We start from the raw sequence: 19,690 nt of genomic DNA, 5'->3' as shown, positions 1-19,690 counted from the left end.
GGATGGGCATAGTTTTGCCAGGCAGATATGCGTAGGAATAAGCGTTCCTGCCTGGAGACGGGGCGCAGTGGGGAAAGCGATCTACAGTATGGGGTCGGAAATCATTCAAAATGCAAATGATTATGAAAGAGATCAAACAGAAAACCGAAGCGTTCTTCCGGGAGTATGAAGATCGTTTCAACCGGGGACTGGCGGGGAAGCCAGATGTTGAAGGTACGGCAGCTGCGTTTGCCGAGAGCTTCATTGAATCAAGCCCGGTGGGTGTGAATGCGGGGAAGAATGGGGCAGAGTTTCGAAAGGTTATTCCGCAAGGGATGGAGTTCTATAAAAGTATTGGGACCCAGTCTATGAAGATCAAGGAACTGGCCGTGACATTAATCGATGATTTCCACGTCATGGCCAGGGTGCACTGGGACTCGCGTTATCGGCAGCAGGGGCGTGATGTTTCGATCGAGTTTGATGTGGTTTATTTTCTGAGATACTTTGATAGCGTGCTAAAAGTCTTTGCATATGTCACCGGCGATGAGCAGAAGCTTTTGGAGGAGCATGGGTTGGTGGCCAGGAATAAGGCGCAAGGAGCTGAGGTCTGAAAAAAACGAAAGAGGCTGCTCACGGCAGCCTCTTTTGCTTACATATTTTTGCGTTCTTACTTCTTGACGACGGTGAACTCCACGCGGCGGTTGTTGGCGCGGCCGGGTTCGGTGTCGTTGGTGTCGATGGGTTTGGACTCGCCGTAGCCGTGGGCTGTGAGGCGGAAGCTTTCGATGCCCTGGCTGACGAGATAGTCTACCACGGATTGCGAACGGCCTTGTGAAAGGTTGGCGTTGTAATCGTCGGAGCCTTTGCTGTCGGTGTGGCCGGCGATTTCAATTTCTACCGTGGCGTTTTGTTTTAAGAAGTCCGCCACTTTGTTCAGCTCGGTGAAAGATTCTTTCTTCAAGGTCGTTTTATCGAAGTCGAAGTATATATTTTTGAGACGCACGGTAACGCCGATCTCAATCGGCTCGAGGTATAGATCGCGGGTGGCGGGTGAGAGCTCTTCGCTTTCAAGCTCTACGCTATCCGTGGCGTTGAGGTAGCCTTCGGCAGTGGCGTTCAGCATATACCAACCTACCTTCGGCACTTCTTTCTCGAATGTACCTTTCTCGGCGGGTACTTTAAACGTTGTTTTGCGATCCTTGCGCAGGGTAATGTCCACTTTGGCTGCGATCAGCTTTTCTGTTTTCTTATCATATACGTTCCCCATGACAAGCAGTTTCTTCGCTACCGGCTTTAACAAAATTTCTACAAATACCGTCGTGTCGACGGTCAATACCGGCAGTTTCAGGGATTGTTCTTTCGGCAGGAAGCCTTCTGCGGATGCGGCGATTGTAATCGCCTGCGTTTCGGGCAGTTTGGTTTCAAATTTACCGGTGGTGTTTGATTTCAGCTTCAGGGGCTCTTTCTCTTTGATCTTTACATCAAGGGCGGCTACGATGGGATCCTGTGTTTTTTCGTTTAACACTACGCCCGTAAGATTTACCTTGAAAGTCTTGGGTACGAGCTGATATAAATCGAGTTGCGCACCTTCCAGGGCCTTGTTGGCGCGGCTGGTAAAGATGTTTCCATCGCGGTCGATGGTGAAGTAGAAGTCGAGGGCGTTGGTATTGATGGGCTTGCCCATGTTGACGGGGTCTGACCATTTTTTCCAGGTGTCGTCCAGGCGCGTCGTTTTGTAAATATCAACACCGCCCTGGCGGCCGGGGGCCTGGCGTGCGCTGCCAAAATATAGCGTTTTTTGATCCGGGCCGATGAAGGGCCCTACTTCGTCGGTCGTGGTGCTCAGGCCCATCTTTTCGGGACGCGACCAGCTGCCGTCGGGTTGTGCCTGGCTTAGGTACAGATCGCTCAGCTCGGCGTTATCCTTCTCGCTAAAGTATATCACCATGAATTTTTTGTCTGCCGACATGCTGGCGCCATAAAAGCGCCCTTTGTTCATAGACTTGAAGTCTTTTACATCCAGTTCTTTCAGCGAGCCATTGGCGACAATAGAGAATCCTTTTTCCCCCTTGGAGCGGCCGCCGCGAATGAAGAGGCTGCCGTCGTCGAACACTGTAAATACCTGGTTAGAGGAGTGGATATTATACGGGTTGCGCAAGTGTTCTGCTACGCCCCAAACGCCGTTGGCGTCTTTTTTAGAAGCCCAAATATCTTGTGTGTCGTCCTTTCCGAGGGTGTTGTCGGGGTGGTTTTGCACAAAGAAATAGAGGGTGTTGCCATCGGGAGAGACTACGGGTGCAGCTTCGTGGCGGAAGGTGTTTACATTCTTGTCCATCTTCACGAGCTCATACCGCAGCATGGATTGCTGCTGCGCACGGGCAGAGAATGTAAGCGACACCAGTAACAAAAGTAATAACGATCTCATAGCGTAGAGGTTAGATATTAGGGTGTAAAGTTAAGACAATAACAGAAATGGTCGTATACAAAAAAACCGGGATAAACCCGGCTTTGTCGATCGAAAAGTATGATCTGTTACCTTCCTACAATTTTTACACCTCCCAGCACCAATACTACCAGGACGATCACCAGGGCAATGGTGTTAAAGAGGAACAGTCTTTTATGCTTGGCGGCGGCAGCGGTCATACGCTTAGACGTCGAACGGGCTATTGTTATGAGTACGACGGCCACCAGCATCCCCGTGATGTGCTCGGCAGTGAAGTACCGGTAGTAGTCGGTCATGGCTTCGGGGCCGAAATTCACGCGCGGGCTGACAAAGTACAGGAACAGGCCCAACAGTAGCTGGATGTGTGTGAAGATCAGCAGAAACAGGCTGAGCATGTTGTCGGCTTTGGCGAAGGGGCTTTTGTTGATCAGGCCCATCAGTGATTTTACAATTACCACGATCAACAGCAGCAACACCAGGTAGCGGACGCCCGAGTGTGCTTCTACAAGAATTTTATAAAGCATAAAAAGTTGAATTTTGGTCCAAATTAGCACAGCGGGGTCAAAGTTCCGAACCTTCACGGGCTTCTTTGGGTACTGGGAAAAAGCTACCTTTGAATAAAGGCGTTCAACCCTAACCCCAAACCGATGAACCGACCTGTGCCCTCCCTGTTATTTTCAGGTATGCTGCTGCTTTTTTCGGTCTGCACGGCCGTGGCACAAAAGCTTACCCTGGTCTGGCAAACTGACACGGTCTTTCGTGTTCCCGAATCTGTTCTGATCGACCCCGCCCGCAAAGTTTGTTATGTATCCAATATTGACGGTGGCCCCGGCGAAAAGGATGGCAAAGGTTTTATTTCAAAAATATCACCGGAAGGAAAAGTACTCAATCTGCAGTGGGTCACTGGTCTCGATGCCCCGAAGGGCATGGGCATAGCCGGCCCCCATCTATATGTAGCCGATCTTTTTCAAGTGGCGGTGATCGACCTGGCTTCGGGCAAGATCGTGCGACGCATAGACGTACCGGACGCTAAATTCCTGAATGACATTACGGTAGATAAAGCGGATAGGGTGTATGTGTCTGATTCCGGTACAGGTAAAATTCATCGCATCCAGGGTGATAAAGCGATTCTGTATTTCGAAAGCCCCCTTTTTCAACGTATCAACGGGTTACTTGCACAACCCGAGGGTATTTATGTCGCTGACGTGGGCAACGGTGCGCTCTACTGCTTAAAAGAAGGAAAAGACCTGGTCAAGGTCTCGGATGTGGCGACCGGCGGAAATGACGGGATCGTGCCTGTAGGCAAACAACAGTTTATCGTGTCTTGCTGGCCGGGAGAGGCGTATTTCGTTGATGCGCAGGGGAAATCACACGCCCTGCTGGACACGCGGGAGCAAAAACTGAACTGCGCCGATGTCGAATACGACGCCACCCGAAAATGGCTTTACGTTCCGACGTTTTTCGGCAACCGCATTATGACCTATACGTTTCAAAAATGATTCTATATCTTTAAGCAATTTTTACGAATATGGATTCTTCTACTACGCCTACAATGCCCACCGTTGACCAGGTACTGGCCGAGCAACAACGTTTCATGGTAAAAGTTTACGGATGGATGAGCCTCGGGCTGATCCTCACAGGACTGGTAGCCTTGTATACTGCATCGTCAGAAGCTTTGCTTGGTTTTATTTTTGGTACGAAGTGGATGTTCTTCGGTCTGATCATTTTAGAGTTGATCTCCGTCGGCATCCTGGTCAGCATGATCAACCGTATGTCGGCCAACCTGGCGACGTTCGTGTTCTTTATTTACGCTGTATTGAACGGACTTACCATGTCGTGTATCTTTATTGTTTACACGGCCTCATCGATTGCCTCTACATTCTTTGTCACGGCGGGAACATTCGCCGTAATGAGTATATACGGTTATACTACCAAGACCGATCTGAGCAAATGGGGTAACATCCTGTTTATGGGTGTCATTGGTTTAGTCATTGCTTCGATCGCCAATTACTTCATGCAAAGCGAGACTCTTTATTGGATTACTTCCTATGCCGGTGTGTTGATCTTTGTCGGGCTGACTGCGTACGACACGCAGAAGATTAAAAACATGAACATCATCGGTAACGAAGGCAGCGATGATGACCACAAGGAGGCCATCATGGGCGCATTGACCCTGTACCTCGACTTCATCAACCTGTTCCTGTATCTGCTGCGGATCTTCGGTCGTCGCCGCTAAGCTGCGTGCTAAACCGATATTAATACATTAACTTTATAGCCTACGGATTACCGTAGGCTATATTTTTTTACAGCGTCTATGAGTAAATCTTTTGTAAAGGAATTGGCCGAACTGGAGCAGGCCTCTGTCATTACGCCCGATACAGCAGCGCGCATTCGCGCGTACTATGCTCAAAAGCCCGAACATGCGGCTAATCGTCTCGTGATCGTATTCGGTATCCTGGGTGCGTTGCTGACGGGACTGGGCGTTATCCTCATCATCGCCCATAACTGGGATGTGCTTGGCAAGGCGCCTAAGCTGGCCCTGGCGCTTCTGCCTTTGTTGGTGGGGCAGGCGGTTTGCGCTTTTACTCTGTTTAAGAAAGCTGACAACACGGCGTGGCGCGAGGGAAGTGCTACATTTCTCTTTTTGTCTATCGGAGCGGCGATTGCTATTGTTAGCCAGGTTTACCAGATCGATGGCGAGCTGTCGGAATTCCTGTTGGTTTGGATGTTACTGGCTTTTCCGATTCAGTATATCCTCCGATCGTCTGTAGCGTCCATGTTATTGCTCGGTGGCATTACGTGGTATGGGTGTAATGTCGCTTACTTCGAGCGGCCCGCCGGCGTTGCCTGGTGGTATTTTGCGCTGCTGGCGGTTTCATGCCCGTATTATTACCGGCTGTATCGCGACCATAGCGAAAGCAATTTCTTTGCGTTTCATGCCTGGCTCCTGCCCTTATCGCTGCTCTTTACGTTTGGCATGTTCAACCACCTCTTCCTCGCCAATGCCGACGAGGAGCTTACCGCGCTGCTGTATGTCAACCTGATGAGCTTGCTGGTACTTATTGGACATTTCGAAAAATTACGTCAGCGCCGGTTGATTGTCAATGGATTCCTGATTTGTGGAAGCCTGGGCACTATCGGCATGCTTTTATTTTTAACATTCGATGACTTCTGGGACAGCGTATCACGCATGAGTATGAGTGACGCGGTGGATCTACGTGCGGCCGCTCCGTACTGGATTTCTGTTGTGCTTACCGCTGGCCTGCTGGTATATATGCTATACCGAAATCGTGACGCCGCACTCAATGCTAAGGTCTTCGCTTTCGCTGTTGTTCTTGTGTTGTTTCTTGTCGGGTTTACGCAACCGCAGATTAGCCGTATTCTGGCCAATGTTGCCGTCTTTGTCTTTGGCGTGTTCACCATTCGCGATGGAGCACGGCAAAACAAGTTAAGCATTTTGAACTATGGTCTGTTTATTCTGGCATTGTTGATCCTGTGCCGCTTCTTCGACACCGAGATGAGCTTTGTTGCACGCGGGTTATTATTCATAGCCGTGGGGGTTGGGTTCTTTGTCACCAACCTGCGTGTGCTGCGCAACCGGCGTAGTGCATACTAGAAATATATATTATTGATCGTATCATGCAAAAAACATTGATCATCGTTGCTTTTGTGGTCATGTGCCTGGCACAGTGGTTTATTCCTTTTAAAACGATCCTCGACCAGGAGGCAATCCTGTCGGAGGGACGATTATTTAAATTGCAAACCGCCCCGATAGACCCGAGTGACCCCTTCCGGGGAAAATATATCACCCTGAATTTTTCTGAAAATCAGGTCACGGTGAACGACTATCAGGAATGGGTTGGCCATGAGTATATGTACATTACGCTGGCCGACTCGGCCGGCTATGGCCGCATTTCGCGCGCTTCACTTTACGAGCAGGAAGGTGATGACTATATCAAGGTACGCATTTCGTATGTCGACAGCGGTACCCCTGCCACGGTAATGTTCGAATATCCTTTTGAGCGGTTTTATCTCGAAGAGTCGAAAGCTTCAGAAGCAGAACGGCTTTACTGGGAATCGCGGTCGGACTCGACACAGCAGGTATACGCTATGATTCGTGTGCGTAACGGGCAAGCAGCGTTGGAAAATGTTATGGTTAACGACCGGCCTATTGCCGACATTGTGCGGGAAATGAATAATAAGCCGGAATAACACGCCGTTCATCAGGTCCAAGCTGGTGTTGGTAAGTGTTTATTCTGCTGAATACTCCCGTATTCTATCTTTGTTCCTTTATACACTCATGAAAAAATACGTACTTCTGTTTTTGTCGGGCATGACCTTCGCTCTGATACAATGTTCTGATAAGCATAATGATTCTGCTGCTTACAACGGGCCTGTCATTAAATCTGAAAAACAAGCTTTTGGTGTTGATACTGTCGCTACCGGGTTGGAAAATCCGTGGGGCATGGCATTTCTTCCCGACGGTCGGATTCTCGTGACCGAGCGCAAGGGTGAGATTCGCATCATTCAGGATGGCAAGTTGCTGGATGAGAAGATTGAAAATGTACCTTCCGTTTATGCCAACGGGCAGGGCGGGTTGCTCGACATTATTGCGCACCCGGACTATGCCAACAATGGCTGGATTTACCTGAGCTACGCGAAGCCCGGCGAAGGCGGTGGCGGCACGACAATTGCCCGCACCAAGCTTCAAGGCAATGCGTTTACGGATTTCCATGAGTTGTTTTCGGCACAGCCGTTTGCTAACTCGGATGTGCACTTTGGTTCACGGATCGTGTTTGATGGTAAAGGGCATATTTTCTTTTCGTCGGGTGAACGTGGTACAAAAGCGAATGCGCAGAAACTCAGCAACCACCTGGGCAAGGTGCTGCGGCTGAATGAAGATGGTACGGTGCCAACCGATAATCCTTTTGTGGGAATAGACAGTGCCAAGTCGGAGATCTGGAGTTATGGGCATCGTAATCCGCAGGGATTGGTATATGATGCTGCCACGGAGACACTGTGGGATGTTGAGCATGGACCGAAGGGTGGTGACGAGTTGAATAAGGTGGAGAAAGGAAAGAATTACGGCTGGCCGATTATTACGTATGGTATTAATTATGATGGTACGCCGATTACGGATATTACTGCAAAGGAAGGAATGGAGCAGCCGGTGCATTATTGGGTACCGTCGATTGCAACGTGTGGGTTGGTACGGGTGAGTGGTGATCAGTATCCGGGATGGAAGGGGAATTTTTTAGTAGGTGCGTTGGCGCTTACGCATGTGCACCGGGTTGAGGTGAGTGCGGAGAATAAGTCGGTGCATGATGAAAAGTTACTCGATAAAATCGGACGGGTGCGGGCAGTGGTGCAGTCGCCGGAGGGTGATCTATATGTTGCTACGGAAAGTCCTGGGATGGTTGTGAAGATTGTTCCGCAGTAGAGGATGCGTTGCGTCGTTAATGAAAGCCAACGTCTTCGACCTGGCTTTTTTAATGCCCTACGCCAGTCTGAAGACTGCATCATGGTAGGTCCAAGTCGCCCTCCCTTCGGTCGGAAGACTTGAACCAGCTGTCAGTTACCACCTAGTATTACATACCCATCATTACGAAGGCGCCCCAATAGTAGGGGTCTTTGTATTTTGTCATTAGCTGGAGTTGGGCTTGTTTGAAGGCTTTTTGTTTGTTGCCCAGTTTGATCCATTGGGTATAGAAGTTGCTCATCAGCATTTGTGTGGCGGCGTCGTCTACTTTCCAGAGGCTCATGATCAGGGCTTCTGCACCCGCCACCAGGAAGGCGCGTTGCAGGCCGTATACTCCCTCTCCTGCTTTTACGTCTCCCAGGCCTGTTTCGCAAGCGCTTAGTACCACCAGGCTGGTACCGTCCAGGTTTAGGTTCATGGCTTCGTAGGCTGTCAGCACGCCGTTGTCGTTACTTTCCAGATCCGGTGTGCGGGTACCACTGGCGGTGCCTGAGGCTCCCGCTAACAACAAGCCTGAGCGGAGCAGCGGGTTGTTGCCTGCGTTTTCAAGTTGTACGCCAAAGGCGTTGCCGGTCTCTTCCACATCTTGCAGGAAGTAGCCGTGTGTTGCGACATGTAGCAGTGTGGGCGCCTTTACGGCCTTGAGGTTCTTTTCGGTTGCTGTCTTCTGTGTGAACTGTGTTACCTGGTAGGCGGATGCTTTCAACACTTTGTTGATGTTGTCGATTTCTACTTTCGTGCCGGGCAGCGGATTAATGTCGCCGGCTCCGTAATCGGGGAAGCCCAGAAGTGTTGCATTCTTTTTTGTGGTTCGGGGCTTGCGTCCTTTGAGGGCGATCAGGTCTTTGGAGTTCCCCAATACTACCAGGTCGTAGCGGTTGACAATGTAGCCGGCGTCGGGCTTTTTGAGTGTGTTAATGTTCAGTTGGTTGTAAGCGCCATCAGGCGAAAGATAGAGGAGTTTTTTGCCTGCGAGCGCGGGCTCGATGCGTGCCCAGAATTGGTCGTAGGAGTAACTATCGTCGGCGTGTGTCTGAATGGCATTGCGGTAGAACCTGGCATAACGCGTGTCGAGCTGCTGACCGTTTTCGAGTATCACCAGCTTGGGAGACTCGACGCCTTTCGTCAGCACCAATGCTAAATAACGTGCATCGGCGGTAAACTTCTGCTCGAATTTTTGCAGGCGCACGATCTCTACCACGGCCTCGGTATCGGTCAGTAGTCCGGCGAGCTGACCATAGCTGATCTTTTGTGTAGTGTAGCCTGATGAGAAGTCTGCTGAACGTTGTGACAGGCTGCGCTCTGTGGCGTTGGCGGCACGCTCCAACGAGTCGAGGTTGATCTTCTGTTGTTTCAACTCGTCTTTGGAATAGGCATAGAGACGGGCGAGCATTTCCTTTTGATCGAGCCAGGTGATGTAGTCACCAATCAGCGCGGGATCTTTGCTCGCAAAGATCGTTTGCTTGACCTTGTTTGTTGAATTGAGCAGTAAGGCCTTGGTGGCGATGCGGTAGTCGAACAGGGCGCCTACTACGTGTGGATTCTCGGGGCTGGCTTCGACAGCAAAATTATAGAAGCGTTGGAAGCGCGGCGAGAGTACGTCCCAATATTTAGTCTTTTCGGCTTCACTCATGGGTGGAAAGTACTTGCTGACGAAGTCGAGTGATTTATCCATCGCCTCGCGATACATCGTGAAGGCTCTGTCCCACGCTTTTTGTTTCCAGTAGAGAATGGCGAGGTCTTCCTGCGACTGTACGTATAGGGGGTGGTTCTTGCCGAGTGTTGTTTCGCGTACGCTCAGTGCTTTTTCGAGCAGGGGCTCGGCTTCGCTATACCGGGCTTTGTAGCGATAGAAATTACCCTGGTCGCTCACGGCTCTGGCATACGCGGGGCTGTCTTCCGTGAACTTGGATTTGTAGATCGCAGCGGAGCGTTTCAGCAGGTCTTCGACTTTGTCTTCTTTGCCCATGACCATGTACAAGGCGGCCTGGTTGCTGAGCATGGCGGCGTAGTCGGGATTGTTTTTACCCAGGCGTTTCTCCATGCCGGTGTAGATTGTTTCGGCCTCGGTATATTTCCCCATCTGCTGGTATAGCAGGGCGAGGTTGGCCAGGAAGCGCAGGTTGTTCTTGGACCTGGAGCCTTGAATCTTTTCGGCGATGGCTACTCCTTCTTTCAATTTCTTCTCGGCTTCTTCCAGGCGGCCGATGGTTTGGAACAGCATGGCCTGGTTGTTCAGCACGATGGCGTGCTGCATGGCGGCCTGCAAGTTGTTGGTATTGATGACGGTCTCCGCGGCTTCGAAGTCTTTCTCGGCTTCGTTGTAGCGGGCCAGGTTATACTTCAATACGCCGTAGTTGTTTTGGGATGCCGCCACGCTTAGGTTATTGGCGCCGAACCTGGTTACGCGCATGTCGAGGGCTTCCGCGGTGGCGCCTTCGGCTTGCGTGAAGCGGCCCATGGTGTTATAGAGCAAGCCCTGGTCTGACAGGGTTTTGATATAGCCGATGTCTTCGCGCAGGTTGGCTTTTTCGTAGGCGGCTTTGGCGGCGGTGAATTTCGCTTCCGCCATTTTAAACTTGCCATTGGCATACCATACTTCGCCCATCTCGCGGTGAAAGCGGGCTTTTTCGGCATCGGCCAGCTCATCGTTTTTTAGATAGGATGTGCCCATTCCTACGACGGAGGTAAAGCGGGCGGCACTTTCTCCTTTTTCTTTGAGGTCGAACAATCCAGAGTTGTCGCTTACGAGGATGGCGTAGTCAAAGTCGGTGGAGTCGAATTCGGCACGCGCCTTTTCCATGTCCTTGAGCACGATGGTGGCTACCTTGTCGCGGTTTTCTTTGGTGTTCAGTTTTTTCCCGGTGTCGGTTGCCGCCTTTTGGAGGTCTTTGAGTATTTGGGCGTTCAGGGTAAACGTGAGGGAGAGAAAAAGGAGGGTTATCCAGCCAAGTTTCATAGAGGGGTTTTTAGGGAGGTCAAATTTACAAAAGTCTTGCCGCTATCACTCAAAAAAAACAGGCCGTCTCTCAGGTGAAACGGCCTGTTTTAAAATCATCCCCCACGGTTATGTAGGGTTTAAAAACTGTCACTTTCCCGATACGCCTTGATCAGCGCCAGCTCGCCTTCCTTGCCGCTTTTGGCGTTGCCGTGCTCCATGCCCATGATGCCGCGGTAGCCGCGATCGTAGAGGTATTTGAAGATGTTCTTATAGTTGATCTCGCCGGTAGTGGGCTCGTGGCGACCCGGGTTGTCGCCGATCTGGACGTACGCGATTTCATCCCAACATTTTTCGATGTTCGGAATGAGGTTGCCTTCGTTGCGCTGCATGTGGTATATATCGTACAGAATCTTGCACGATGGGCTGTCGACTGCCTTGCAGATCTCATACGTCTGGTCGGAGTAACGCAGGAAGAGCTCGGGGGTGTCGCTCAGCGGTTCCAGCACCATGATCAGGCCTCCTTGTTCCAATATCTCGGCGCCGCGGCGCAGGGCGTCCACGACGTTGGCTGTTTGAATGCCTATGGGTAAGTGGCGTTCGTAGAAGCCGGGTACCACGGTAGCCCACTTGGCGTTGACGCGTTTGGCCAGCTCGACGGAGCGTTTGCAGGTATCGATAAAAGCGTCTTTAAATTCTTGCTTGCCGGTGGTGAGTGATACCTTCCAGTTGTTGCCGGTGTCAATCACAAATACGCCCATGGTCATGCCCAGCTTAGCCAGGGTGGCGCCGATCTTGTCTTGTTGCTCTTTGGAGCGGCCCAGCATGCCGTTGTCTTCAATGCCGCGAAAGCCCTGGTCGTGCATGAATTTGATCTGGTCGACGAAGTCCTTTCCGCCGTGGTTGGCAAACATGCCGTCGTGGGGGGCGTAGTTGAGCTTAAATGGTTTTTCGGCAGAGGCCGTGGGGTGTGCGGTAGCGACTGTCGCCAGGGCGCCGCCGAGGGTTGCGGTAGAGGCGGCAGCGGCCAGGCTTTTTTGCAAAAAGTTTCTGCGTTTCATGGTTATCGGGGTTTAAGGGGCCGGGTCGTTTTGATACAAGGTAAAAATTCTCTCCTTATTCCCCTAAGCCTAGTATCTTCGCACCCACATGAAACTCTACGTCAACATTGCCCGTGCCGTAATCCAGTCACTGGAAATGATCTTCGAGCAAGGCAAGTTCGCCGACAAGGTGATCGAAAAAGTATTAAAGCAAGATCCGAAATGGGGCGCCCGGGACCGGCGGTTTATTGCCGAGACTACATACGATATTGTGCGCTGGTACCGGCTGATTCAAACCCTGACCGACACCCCGTCAAACGACTATTGGTCGCTGCTGGGCGGCTGGTGTGTGCTTCATGATGTACCCCTGCCTGCGTGGGATGAGTTCAACCGACTGCAGCCCGACAAGATACAAGCCCGGTTGGAGAAGTTTCAGCAGATCCGCCGCATTAACGAATCGATTCCCGACTGGCTCGACGACCTGGGCGAACAAGAGCTCGGCGCCCGGTGGGACAGCGAGCTGCATGCCCTCAACGAAGAGGCCGAGGTGGTGCTGCGCACCAACACGCTCAAGACCTCACCCCGCGAGCTGAAGGCCCTGCTGCTGGAAGAGCATGTAGAAACCGCCACGCTGCCCGATGTACCGGATGCGTTGGTGCTCGAGCGCCGGCAGAATGTATTCCGGTTACCAGCCTTCAAACAAGGTCTGTTCGAAGTGCAGGATGCTGCCTCCCAGCTCATCGCACCCTTCATGCGGCTGGAGCCCGGCATGCGCGTGGTCGACGCCTGTGCCGGTGCCGGTGGCAAGACCCTGCATATTGCGTCGCTGCTGCAAAACAAAGGACGCATTCTCGCGATGGACACCGAAGAGTGGAAGCTGGACGAGCTTAAGAAACGTGCCCGACGTGCCACCGCGAGCAACATCGAGACGCGTGTCATCGACTCTTCCAAGACGATCAAGCGCCTGGAGAAGTCAGCGGACAGGCTACTGCTCGACGTGCCGTGCTCGGGCCTGGGGGTATTAAAACGCAACCCCGACGCCAAGTGGAAGCTCTCGACCGAGTTTATCCAGAATGTGCGCGAGTTGCAACAGCACATCATCAACGATTATTGTGAGATGCTCAAACCCGGTGGGCTGATGGTATATTCTACGTGCAGCATCATGCCTTCTGAAAATGAAGTCCAGGTAAAAAAATTCCTGGAGACGCAAAACGGACGTTTCGACATGCTGGATGAAGCGCACGCCTGGCCGTCCGAAGGGTTTGATGGATTCTATATGGCGCTGCTGCGCCGTCTCTCGTAGGCACACCGTGGTTGCAGCGGGTGATGGGTTTTTCTATATTGAGGCCCTAACCATTTACGACTGACGTGAAACATCCGCTTTGCCACCTATTGTACCATAAGGTACTGACCCTGATCCTGGCTTTTTCCTGTATCTTTAGTATCGCTACCGCGCAAGATTTCCTGCCGTACGAGCAGACCGTGCCCGGCGCTGCGGTAAAGTTTAAAATGATACCGATCAAGGGCGGCAGCTTTACCCTGGGCAGCGCTGCGGCCGAAGCCGGACGTGAAGAGGATGAGGGCCCGCAAAAGAAAGTGGAAGTTTCTGCGTTCTGGATAGAAGAACACGAAGTGACGTTTGCCGAGTGGGATACCTTCTTTAAGAACATGGATGTGCCCCAGACAAAGGCTATCGACGTTGATGCCGTGTCGCGCCCTACGGCACAGTATATCGACCTGACATGGGGCATGGGACGTGAGCCGCAACACCCGGCCAACAGCATGAGCCAGCAAGCCTGTATCATGTATTGCCGATGGCTCTACACCAAGACCGGCATCTTCTACCGGCTGCCGACCGAAGCAGAATGGGAGTATGCCTGCCGCGCAGGAAGCACGACAGCCTATACCTTTGGTAACGACGTTAAGCTGCTGCCTGAATATGGTTATTTTGTCAGCAACAGCGGCGGTAAATATCAGCCGGTAAAACAGCTGAAGCCCAACGCCTGGGGTTTGTACGATATGCACGGAAACCTGAGCGAGTGGACGTTGGACCAATACGACGCCGCTACCTATAACACGCTGGCCGACGGTGCAAAAGACCCCACGGTGGCGCCGGCTTCGCGTTACCCGCGAGCAGCTCGGGGCGGTTCATACCTGGACGATGCCAGCATGTTGCGTACGGCCAACCGCATTCCGTCTAATGCCGCGTGGAACAAACGCGACCCGCAGATACCGAAAAGCCGCTGGTGGTTAACCGAGGGCATGTATATGGGTTTCCGCATCGTGCGTCCGTTGGCGCAGCCCACAGCAGCGGAAGCAGATGCGTTTTATGCATCGTACCTGAAATAACAGGGTAAGGGTCAACCCGCATTCCGACCGGGTGTATAAAAGCCGGCGGCAAGGAATGGCGGAAGATGTATATTCACTGTACTTCGCTTAGAAAACGAACGATACCAAACACTAGAACCATGAAAGAAGATAAACAATCACGCCGGGAGTTTGTGAAGCAATCCTCCCTGCTGGCCGGAGGCCTGGTGGCCGCTCCGTTTTTATCCCATGCCGGCGGCTATTTCAACTCGGTGGATGATACCATCAAGATCGCACTGGTTGGCTGCGGTGGCCGGGGTACCGGCGCAGCCATGCAGGCCATGCTCACCAAACAGAATGTTAAGCTCGTGGCCATGGCCGATGCTTTCCGCGATCGCCTCGACAGCGCCTATGCAGCACTCACCGACGAGAATTCGGAAGAGGGCAACGTGAAGGCTAAGGTCGCCGTTCCCGAAGCAAACAAGTTTGTCGGCTTCGACGCGTACCAGAAAGCTATTGCGCTGGCCGATGTTGTGATCCTGACGACGCCTCCCGGCTTCCGTCCGATTCACTTTGAAGAAGCCATTCGTCAGGGCAAGCACGTGTTTATGGAAAAGCCCGTGGCCACTGACCCTGCCGGTATACAGCGCGTGCTGCGCGCAGCGGAAGAAGCCAAGAAGAAAAAGCTCAACGTGGTCGTGGGTCTACAACGTCACTACCAGAACTCGTATCGCGAGCTGTTCAAGCGCGTGAAGGATGGTATGATCGGCGAGATCACTTCGGGCCAGGTGTGGTGGAACAACGACGGTGTGTGGGTAAACATGCGCAAGCCCGGTCAAACCGAAATGGAATATCAAATGCGCAACTGGTACTATTTTAACTGGCTGTGCGGCGACCATATCAACGAACAGCATATACACAATCTCGATGTGATGAACTGGTTCAAGGGCGATTACCCGGTGAAGGCTTTTGGCCTGGGTGGCCGCCAGGTGCGGACGGGCAAAGAGTATGGTGAGATCTATGATCACCACTATGTGGAATATCATTATGCCGATGGCACTATACTGAACAGCCAATGCCGTCACATCAAAGGTACGTATGCGATTGTGGATGAGATGTTCGTGGGTACGAAAGGTGTTGTGAAGTGTGGTGCTGCGGAGATTACCAACAAGGGTAAGGCTTTGTATAAGTACGACCGGAAGAATGAGAATAATCCGTATCAGACTGAGCACGATGAGCTGTTTGCTGCCATTGCGAAAGGTGAATATAAGTTTGCGGATGCGGAGAATGGCGCGAAGTCTACGCTGACGGCGATCATGGGGCGGATGGCGACTTATTCAGGACAGGTGATCGAGTGGGATAAGGCACTTAACTCCGGGCTGAGCATTATGCCGACTACGTTTGCCTGGGATGCGGATATGCCGGTGAAGCCGGATGCGAATGGGTTTTATCCCGTTGCTACGCCGGGGGTTACGCGGTATTTTTCTTAGTGTAATAATTCATACGTAAGGCTCGAGCACTCCTCGGGCCTTTTTTCCTTTTGTCTACGACGTTGGCTGGCACCACGCAGTCTGAAGACTGCGGCCATACCGGGTCCAAGTCACGCGCCTGCGCTTCGCTGGGCGCTAAGACTTGAACCAGACCTGCCAAGTGGCTCTCTTTCTACTCTTCCTCTTCAACCTTTTTGTGCTTGTTTGTTGGGAAAAGTTTCGGAACTTTCGCGGTCGATTTTTTAATTCAACGCTTTGAAAGTCATTCGATTCATTCTGCTTACGCTGTATAAGGTGTGGGTTTTTCTGGTGTTTACGGTGTTTATGCTGATTCTGCTGCCGGGCATTGTCGTTCCTTTTATGCTGGGGCAGCGCTTTGGGAACATTGGTTATGCGTTTTTGTATGCATGGTCGTGGATCTTTAGTCAGCTTACGTTTATCCGGTATGAGTTTTATGGTACGGAAAATTTCAAACGGGGTGCGTCGTACATTTATGTCAGCAATCACACCTCGTTCCTCGACATTCCCGGCATTCGGATGATCATTCCCGGGCAGTTCCGGCCGTTGGCAAAAAAAGAATTGAAGAAGATCCCGGTGTTTGGGTGGATTGCGCAAGCGGCTACTATCATTGTAGATCGTTCGAGCCCGGAAAGCCGCAAGCGTAGTATCGATAGGCTCAAGATGTTTTTAAAGCAAGGCATTTCGATTCTCATCTTCGCCGAGGGTACGCAGAACCGTTCGAAGGATTTGCTGCAGCCCTTTAAGGATGGGGCGTTCCGTATTGCCGTCGATACACAACAGCCTATTATGCCGATGGTGGTATTGGGTGCTGGCCCGCTGATGCCGCCGGGTACTATTGATTTGCGCCCGGGTACGATCCGTATTTATGTAGGCGAGCCCATTGAAACGACGGGACTTACCACGGCCAATACCGTTGCGCTGAAAGACAAGGTGTTTGCGATCATGTATGATATGATTGTGAAGAATACCCCCGTAAAAAAGTAAATCCGGACAGCCTTCAAAGGATGAAGGCATATCCGGATACTACTCTCGCTTGGAGCCTAAGCGCGTGTGAGTCTGAGCCGTGCGGGTGTGTTTGAACTAACCCAAATTATCAATTCAAAATGTTTCGGACTATACCTTCAATGCTACCGTCACGTTCATCGAGCGGCCGTCTGACGACCAGACGCCTGGCCCCGGATAGAAGCTGGGACGTTTTGTGAAGTATTGTTTATCCGTCATGTTGTTCATATTAAAACGCACCATCCACTGCGGCGTGATGCGAAACGATGCGTTGAAGTCCAGCAGTCCATATGAAGGTACCAGGCCCACGGCGCCGGTTTTCGAGGGCGTTACCGTGTTCAACGGATCGGCATAGCTCTCCCCTGTATAGCTATACAGTGCTGTCGCACTCAGGCGCCGCCAGTAGAGGGTGATACCGTTGCGCGTGATCACATCGGGTACTGTTTCCACTTTGTTGCCACGTATGTCGATGTTCTCCGATTGGGCACTTCCCCCGGCGTTTTTGCCCGAGCGTACTATAGCATCGGTATATCGCGCGTGGAAGAATGCTGTCGAGGTAAAGAACGACAGGTTGCTGTAGTCGCCTAGCCGCAGATTATATTCCAGGAATATCTCTGCACCTGTGGTCATGGAGTTGCCGATGTTGGTGCGATAAATATATGTCGTGCCATTGTCGGGGTTCGTCTGTTCAAGTGTACCGAGGCGGTTGTCATAGCGCAGGCTAAATACACCTACGTCCCACCGCAAGCCATGGGTGGTGCCGCGATACCCGAGCTCCATGTTGTAACCCGTGGCGTCTTTCAGGTCTTTGTCGATGGTCTCGTATACCGAGGACGGAATGATGTCTTTAAAGATTACCGGGCGGTAGGCCTGCGAGAAACCTGCGTAGACGTTGTTTCCCTTGCGGGTGATGTAGTCGATATTCATGCCGCCCAGGGCAAAGGTGTGAACAATGTCATCGGGAAAGTTGCCGGCATCATAGTACGATATAGTACCCGACATTTTTGATTTACCTGTTTCTATGCGTACGCCGGGGGTGATTGACAACCCCGGCAGCAAGTGGAACGCGTTTTCCACAAACACGGCTACGTTGTTGGTTTTAAAGTGCAGGTCGCGGCCCCAGTTGGGATCGATCAGTGTTAGGTCGAAGTCAGCGCCCGTCGTGCCTTTGCCGAGCTGACGGCGATGCAGGTCGTTATTAAAGAGCTGTACGCCACCTACTATTACATGCTCGGTTTTTCCAAGGGTGTAGGTATGCAGCAGGCGCAGCTCCGAGGTGTAGCTGTTAAAATTATCGATATCTACCTGGCGCGAGGCGTAGGTGAGTGTATTCGGATCGATCACATCTTTCATCGTGGCCAGCTTGTCGAGTTGCACGCTGTTGCGTTCACCCAGCACGGCCGATACTACCCATGACAGACGCGTACGGTCTGAGAGTTTCCAATCCACGGAGAGTGACGGTACATAGATTTCCGGATTAAAATAGTTCCGCGCGCGTGTCGACTGGCGGGGATCGGCGTGGAACATGCTGTCGGTCAGCGGGCCGGGTATATGGTATATGTACTTTGAGCGCGCTATTTCGGCCTTGATCGTTATGCGATCGGTGGGGCGATACGCCAGCATAAACGACTGCGCATCGAAGTCGGAGTCGCTGTTGTCGCGGTAGCCATCGGATTTGCGTTTGTTATAGTATACGTAGTACTGGAATTTGCCGACCGTTCCGTTCAGTGCGTGGTACGTGCTAAAGAGCCCGAACGAGCCGACGGTGTTGATGGTCTCGTAGGCCGCTACGCGCGTGGTATCGGGGTGTTTGGATATATAGTTCAGCATACCTCCGAACTGGGCACCGTATTGCAGCGACCCTGTGCCGCGCACCATTTCAATACGTTCTACCGCTTCCATCGGCATGCTGTAGTGGCTGGCGGGATAGCCGTACATGTCGGAGTTTGTGATGATGCCATTCTTGCGAATGTTGTACTCCCAGCCGCGGTGCGGGTCGAGGCCGCGGGTGGAGATGTTGGTTTGGTTGCCGGTGCCGTCCATGTCGTATACAAATACGCCGGGCACTTTGGCGAAGATCTGGCGCGGGGTTTTCTCCGCCATGTTTACGTTCATCTGCTGGATGTTCAGCACTTCGTTCTTGCGGCCACCCAGCAGGTAGGTACCTTGGGTAGCCGGCAGACGCTCTACTTCATACCGGCTGGAATGGATCACAACTTCTTTCAGCTGCTTTATCTTCAGCGAGTCGGTTTGTGCAAAGCCCGCTGAGATGCTGGTGATAAAAACAATAGCGGTAAAAAGTCTTGTCATGTGTCCTGGGTGTTTGGATAACCGGGAAAGGCTTTGGTCCGGCCTTTCCCGGTGATTCGTAATTATAGACTAATCGGCGCCGTCTGTCGTTGCAAAGTTTATGGTAAAGCCGCCGATGGTCTGGCCGTGCTCGAGGCCCATCTCCACGTCGGAGCGGAAGTGGATCGCTCCATACATTCGCGAGTAGGATGCTTCCGTTGCCTGGAGCAAGAAATATTGCGCCTGCTGCGGAAAGAGGTAGCCCAATACCGTGGCAGCCGATCCGGAGAAAGTCGAGTGGCCGGAAGTAAAGGCCGGGAAGTTGGGCACGCCGGTGCCGGTCTTGATGGACGGGTCCATCTGGCTCGGGCGCGGATTGAAGTAATAGAATTTTGTATCCCAGCAAGCGACGGCGGCATCGTGCAGCGTCATGTTGATCAGTGCAAAGGCCCGCGCCGCGCGTACTTCGCTATAGTGGGCATCGCGGATATATTCTGCGCCAATGTCGTTCCAGTGGCCGGGGGGTGTATAGGTGCCTGCACCGTCGGCCCATTTGTGTACAATGGCGAGGCGCTCGCGGGTCAGGTTTTTAGAATACCATTTTACCTCTTCGGTTTCTGCTTTCATTTCAGCCGAGGCGGTAAACGGCGGGGGTACCGGGCGACACTGAACGAGGTCGGCGTCCGTCATGCTCCACATTTT

The 19,690-nt window shown here is 52.1% G+C and carries 16 protein-coding genes; 10 read left to right on the top strand and 6 right to left on the bottom strand.

What is annotated here, in order from left to right; genetic code table 11:
- The first annotated feature begins 122 nt into the window (after positions 1 to 122).
- Positions 123 to 590: a DUF6841 family protein gene (locus KK062_RS21660; RefSeq protein ID WP_254086446.1), complete on the top strand. Its 468-nt coding sequence runs from the start codon at positions 123 to 125 to the stop codon at positions 588 to 590.
- A gap of 56 nt (positions 591 to 646) precedes the next feature.
- On the opposite strand, the gene KK062_RS21655 is transcribed toward KK062_RS21660, so the two are convergent.
- Both KK062_RS21655 and KK062_RS21650 read right to left on the bottom strand, forming a co-directional pair.
- The gene (locus KK062_RS21655) at positions 647 to 2,404 is read right to left on the bottom strand and encodes an OmpA family protein (protein WP_254086445.1); all 1,758 of its coding nucleotides are present in this window, start codon (positions 2,402 to 2,404) and stop codon (positions 647 to 649) included.
- Between the two features lie 107 nt (positions 2,405 to 2,511).
- Positions 2,512 to 2,946 carry a cytochrome B gene (locus KK062_RS21650; RefSeq protein ID WP_254086444.1) on the bottom strand — a complete coding sequence of 145 codons (435 nt, stop codon included), beginning with the start codon at positions 2,944 to 2,946 and terminating at the stop codon, positions 2,512 to 2,514.
- A gap of 123 nt (positions 2,947 to 3,069) precedes the next feature.
- On the opposite strand from KK062_RS21650, the gene KK062_RS21645 reads away from it, so the two are divergent.
- The 5 genes from KK062_RS21645 to KK062_RS21625 all read left to right on the top strand — a co-directional run bounded on the left by KK062_RS21645 (position 3,070) and on the right by KK062_RS21625 (position 7,862).
- A complete protein-coding gene (locus KK062_RS21645; RefSeq protein WP_254086443.1) occupies positions 3,070 to 3,921 on the top strand; it encodes an SMP-30/gluconolactonase/LRE family protein in 852 nt (283 codons plus the stop codon).
- 29 nt (positions 3,922 to 3,950) lie between these two features.
- Positions 3,951 to 4,658, top strand: a complete 708-nt coding sequence (locus KK062_RS21640; RefSeq protein ID WP_369075179.1) for a Bax inhibitor-1/YccA family protein — start codon at positions 3,951 to 3,953, stop codon at positions 4,656 to 4,658.
- Positions 4,659 to 4,736: 78 nt separating this feature from the next.
- Entirely contained in the window at positions 4,737 to 6,038 is a 1,302-nt protein-coding gene (locus KK062_RS21635) for a DUF2157 domain-containing protein (protein ID WP_254086442.1), read from the top strand.
- A 23-nt stretch (positions 6,039 to 6,061) separates the two neighbouring features.
- Complete coding sequence (locus tag KK062_RS21630) at positions 6,062 to 6,634, top strand: GDYXXLXY domain-containing protein (RefSeq protein ID WP_254086441.1); 573 nt, start codon at positions 6,062 to 6,064, stop codon at positions 6,632 to 6,634.
- Between the two features lie 88 nt (positions 6,635 to 6,722).
- Positions 6,723 to 7,862: a PQQ-dependent sugar dehydrogenase gene (locus KK062_RS21625; RefSeq protein ID WP_254086440.1), complete on the top strand. Its 1,140-nt coding sequence runs from the start codon at positions 6,723 to 6,725 to the stop codon at positions 7,860 to 7,862.
- Between the two features lie 148 nt (positions 7,863 to 8,010).
- Here the strand turns inward: KK062_RS21625 and KK062_RS21620 are convergent, their stop codons facing one another.
- Together KK062_RS21620 and KK062_RS21615 are read right to left on the bottom strand one after the other, a co-directional pair.
- The gene (locus tag KK062_RS21620) at positions 8,011 to 10,860 is read right to left on the bottom strand and encodes a CHAT domain-containing tetratricopeptide repeat protein (RefSeq protein ID WP_254086439.1); all 2,850 of its coding nucleotides are present in this window, start codon (positions 10,858 to 10,860) and stop codon (positions 8,011 to 8,013) included.
- A gap of 119 nt (positions 10,861 to 10,979) precedes the next feature.
- Entirely contained in the window at positions 10,980 to 11,900 is a 921-nt protein-coding gene (locus KK062_RS21615) for a hydroxypyruvate isomerase family protein (protein WP_254086438.1), read from the bottom strand.
- Positions 11,901 to 11,988: 88 nt separating this feature from the next.
- On the opposite strand from KK062_RS21615, the gene KK062_RS21610 reads away from it, so the two are divergent.
- From KK062_RS21610 to KK062_RS21595, 4 genes are all read left to right on the top strand, one after another.
- Positions 11,989 to 13,182 (top strand): RsmB/NOP family class I SAM-dependent RNA methyltransferase, encoded by a 1,194-nt coding sequence (locus KK062_RS21610; RefSeq protein ID WP_254086437.1) that lies wholly within the window; start codon positions 11,989 to 11,991, stop codon positions 13,180 to 13,182.
- Positions 13,183 to 13,247: 65 nt separating this feature from the next.
- Entirely contained in the window at positions 13,248 to 14,228 is a 981-nt protein-coding gene (locus KK062_RS21605) for a formylglycine-generating enzyme family protein (RefSeq protein WP_254086436.1), read from the top strand.
- A 119-nt stretch (positions 14,229 to 14,347) separates the two neighbouring features.
- On the top strand, positions 14,348 to 15,676 hold the full coding sequence (locus KK062_RS21600; RefSeq protein ID WP_254086435.1) for a Gfo/Idh/MocA family protein: 1,329 nt from the start codon (positions 14,348 to 14,350) through the stop codon (positions 15,674 to 15,676).
- Positions 15,677 to 15,931: 255 nt separating this feature from the next.
- Positions 15,932 to 16,681, top strand: a complete 750-nt coding sequence (locus tag KK062_RS21595) for a lysophospholipid acyltransferase family protein (protein WP_254086434.1) — start codon at positions 15,932 to 15,934, stop codon at positions 16,679 to 16,681.
- A 129-nt stretch (positions 16,682 to 16,810) separates the two neighbouring features.
- On the opposite strand, the gene KK062_RS21590 is transcribed toward KK062_RS21595, so the two are convergent.
- Positions 16,811 to 19,009, bottom strand: a complete 2,199-nt coding sequence (locus KK062_RS21590; protein WP_254086433.1) for a TonB-dependent receptor family protein — start codon at positions 19,007 to 19,009, stop codon at positions 16,811 to 16,813.
- A gap of 69 nt (positions 19,010 to 19,078) precedes the next feature.
- The coding region (locus KK062_RS21585) for a phosphatase PAP2 family protein (RefSeq protein ID WP_254086432.1) at positions 19,079 to 19,690 on the bottom strand (612 nt) is incomplete at its 5' end.

Origin of the sequence: Dawidia cretensis (assembly GCF_018598175.1) — a bacterium.
Classification (GTDB): Bacteria; Bacteroidota; Bacteroidia; order Cytophagales; family Cyclobacteriaceae; genus Ohtaekwangia; species Ohtaekwangia cretensis.
This window is presented reverse-complemented; position numbering and strand designations above follow the sequence as displayed.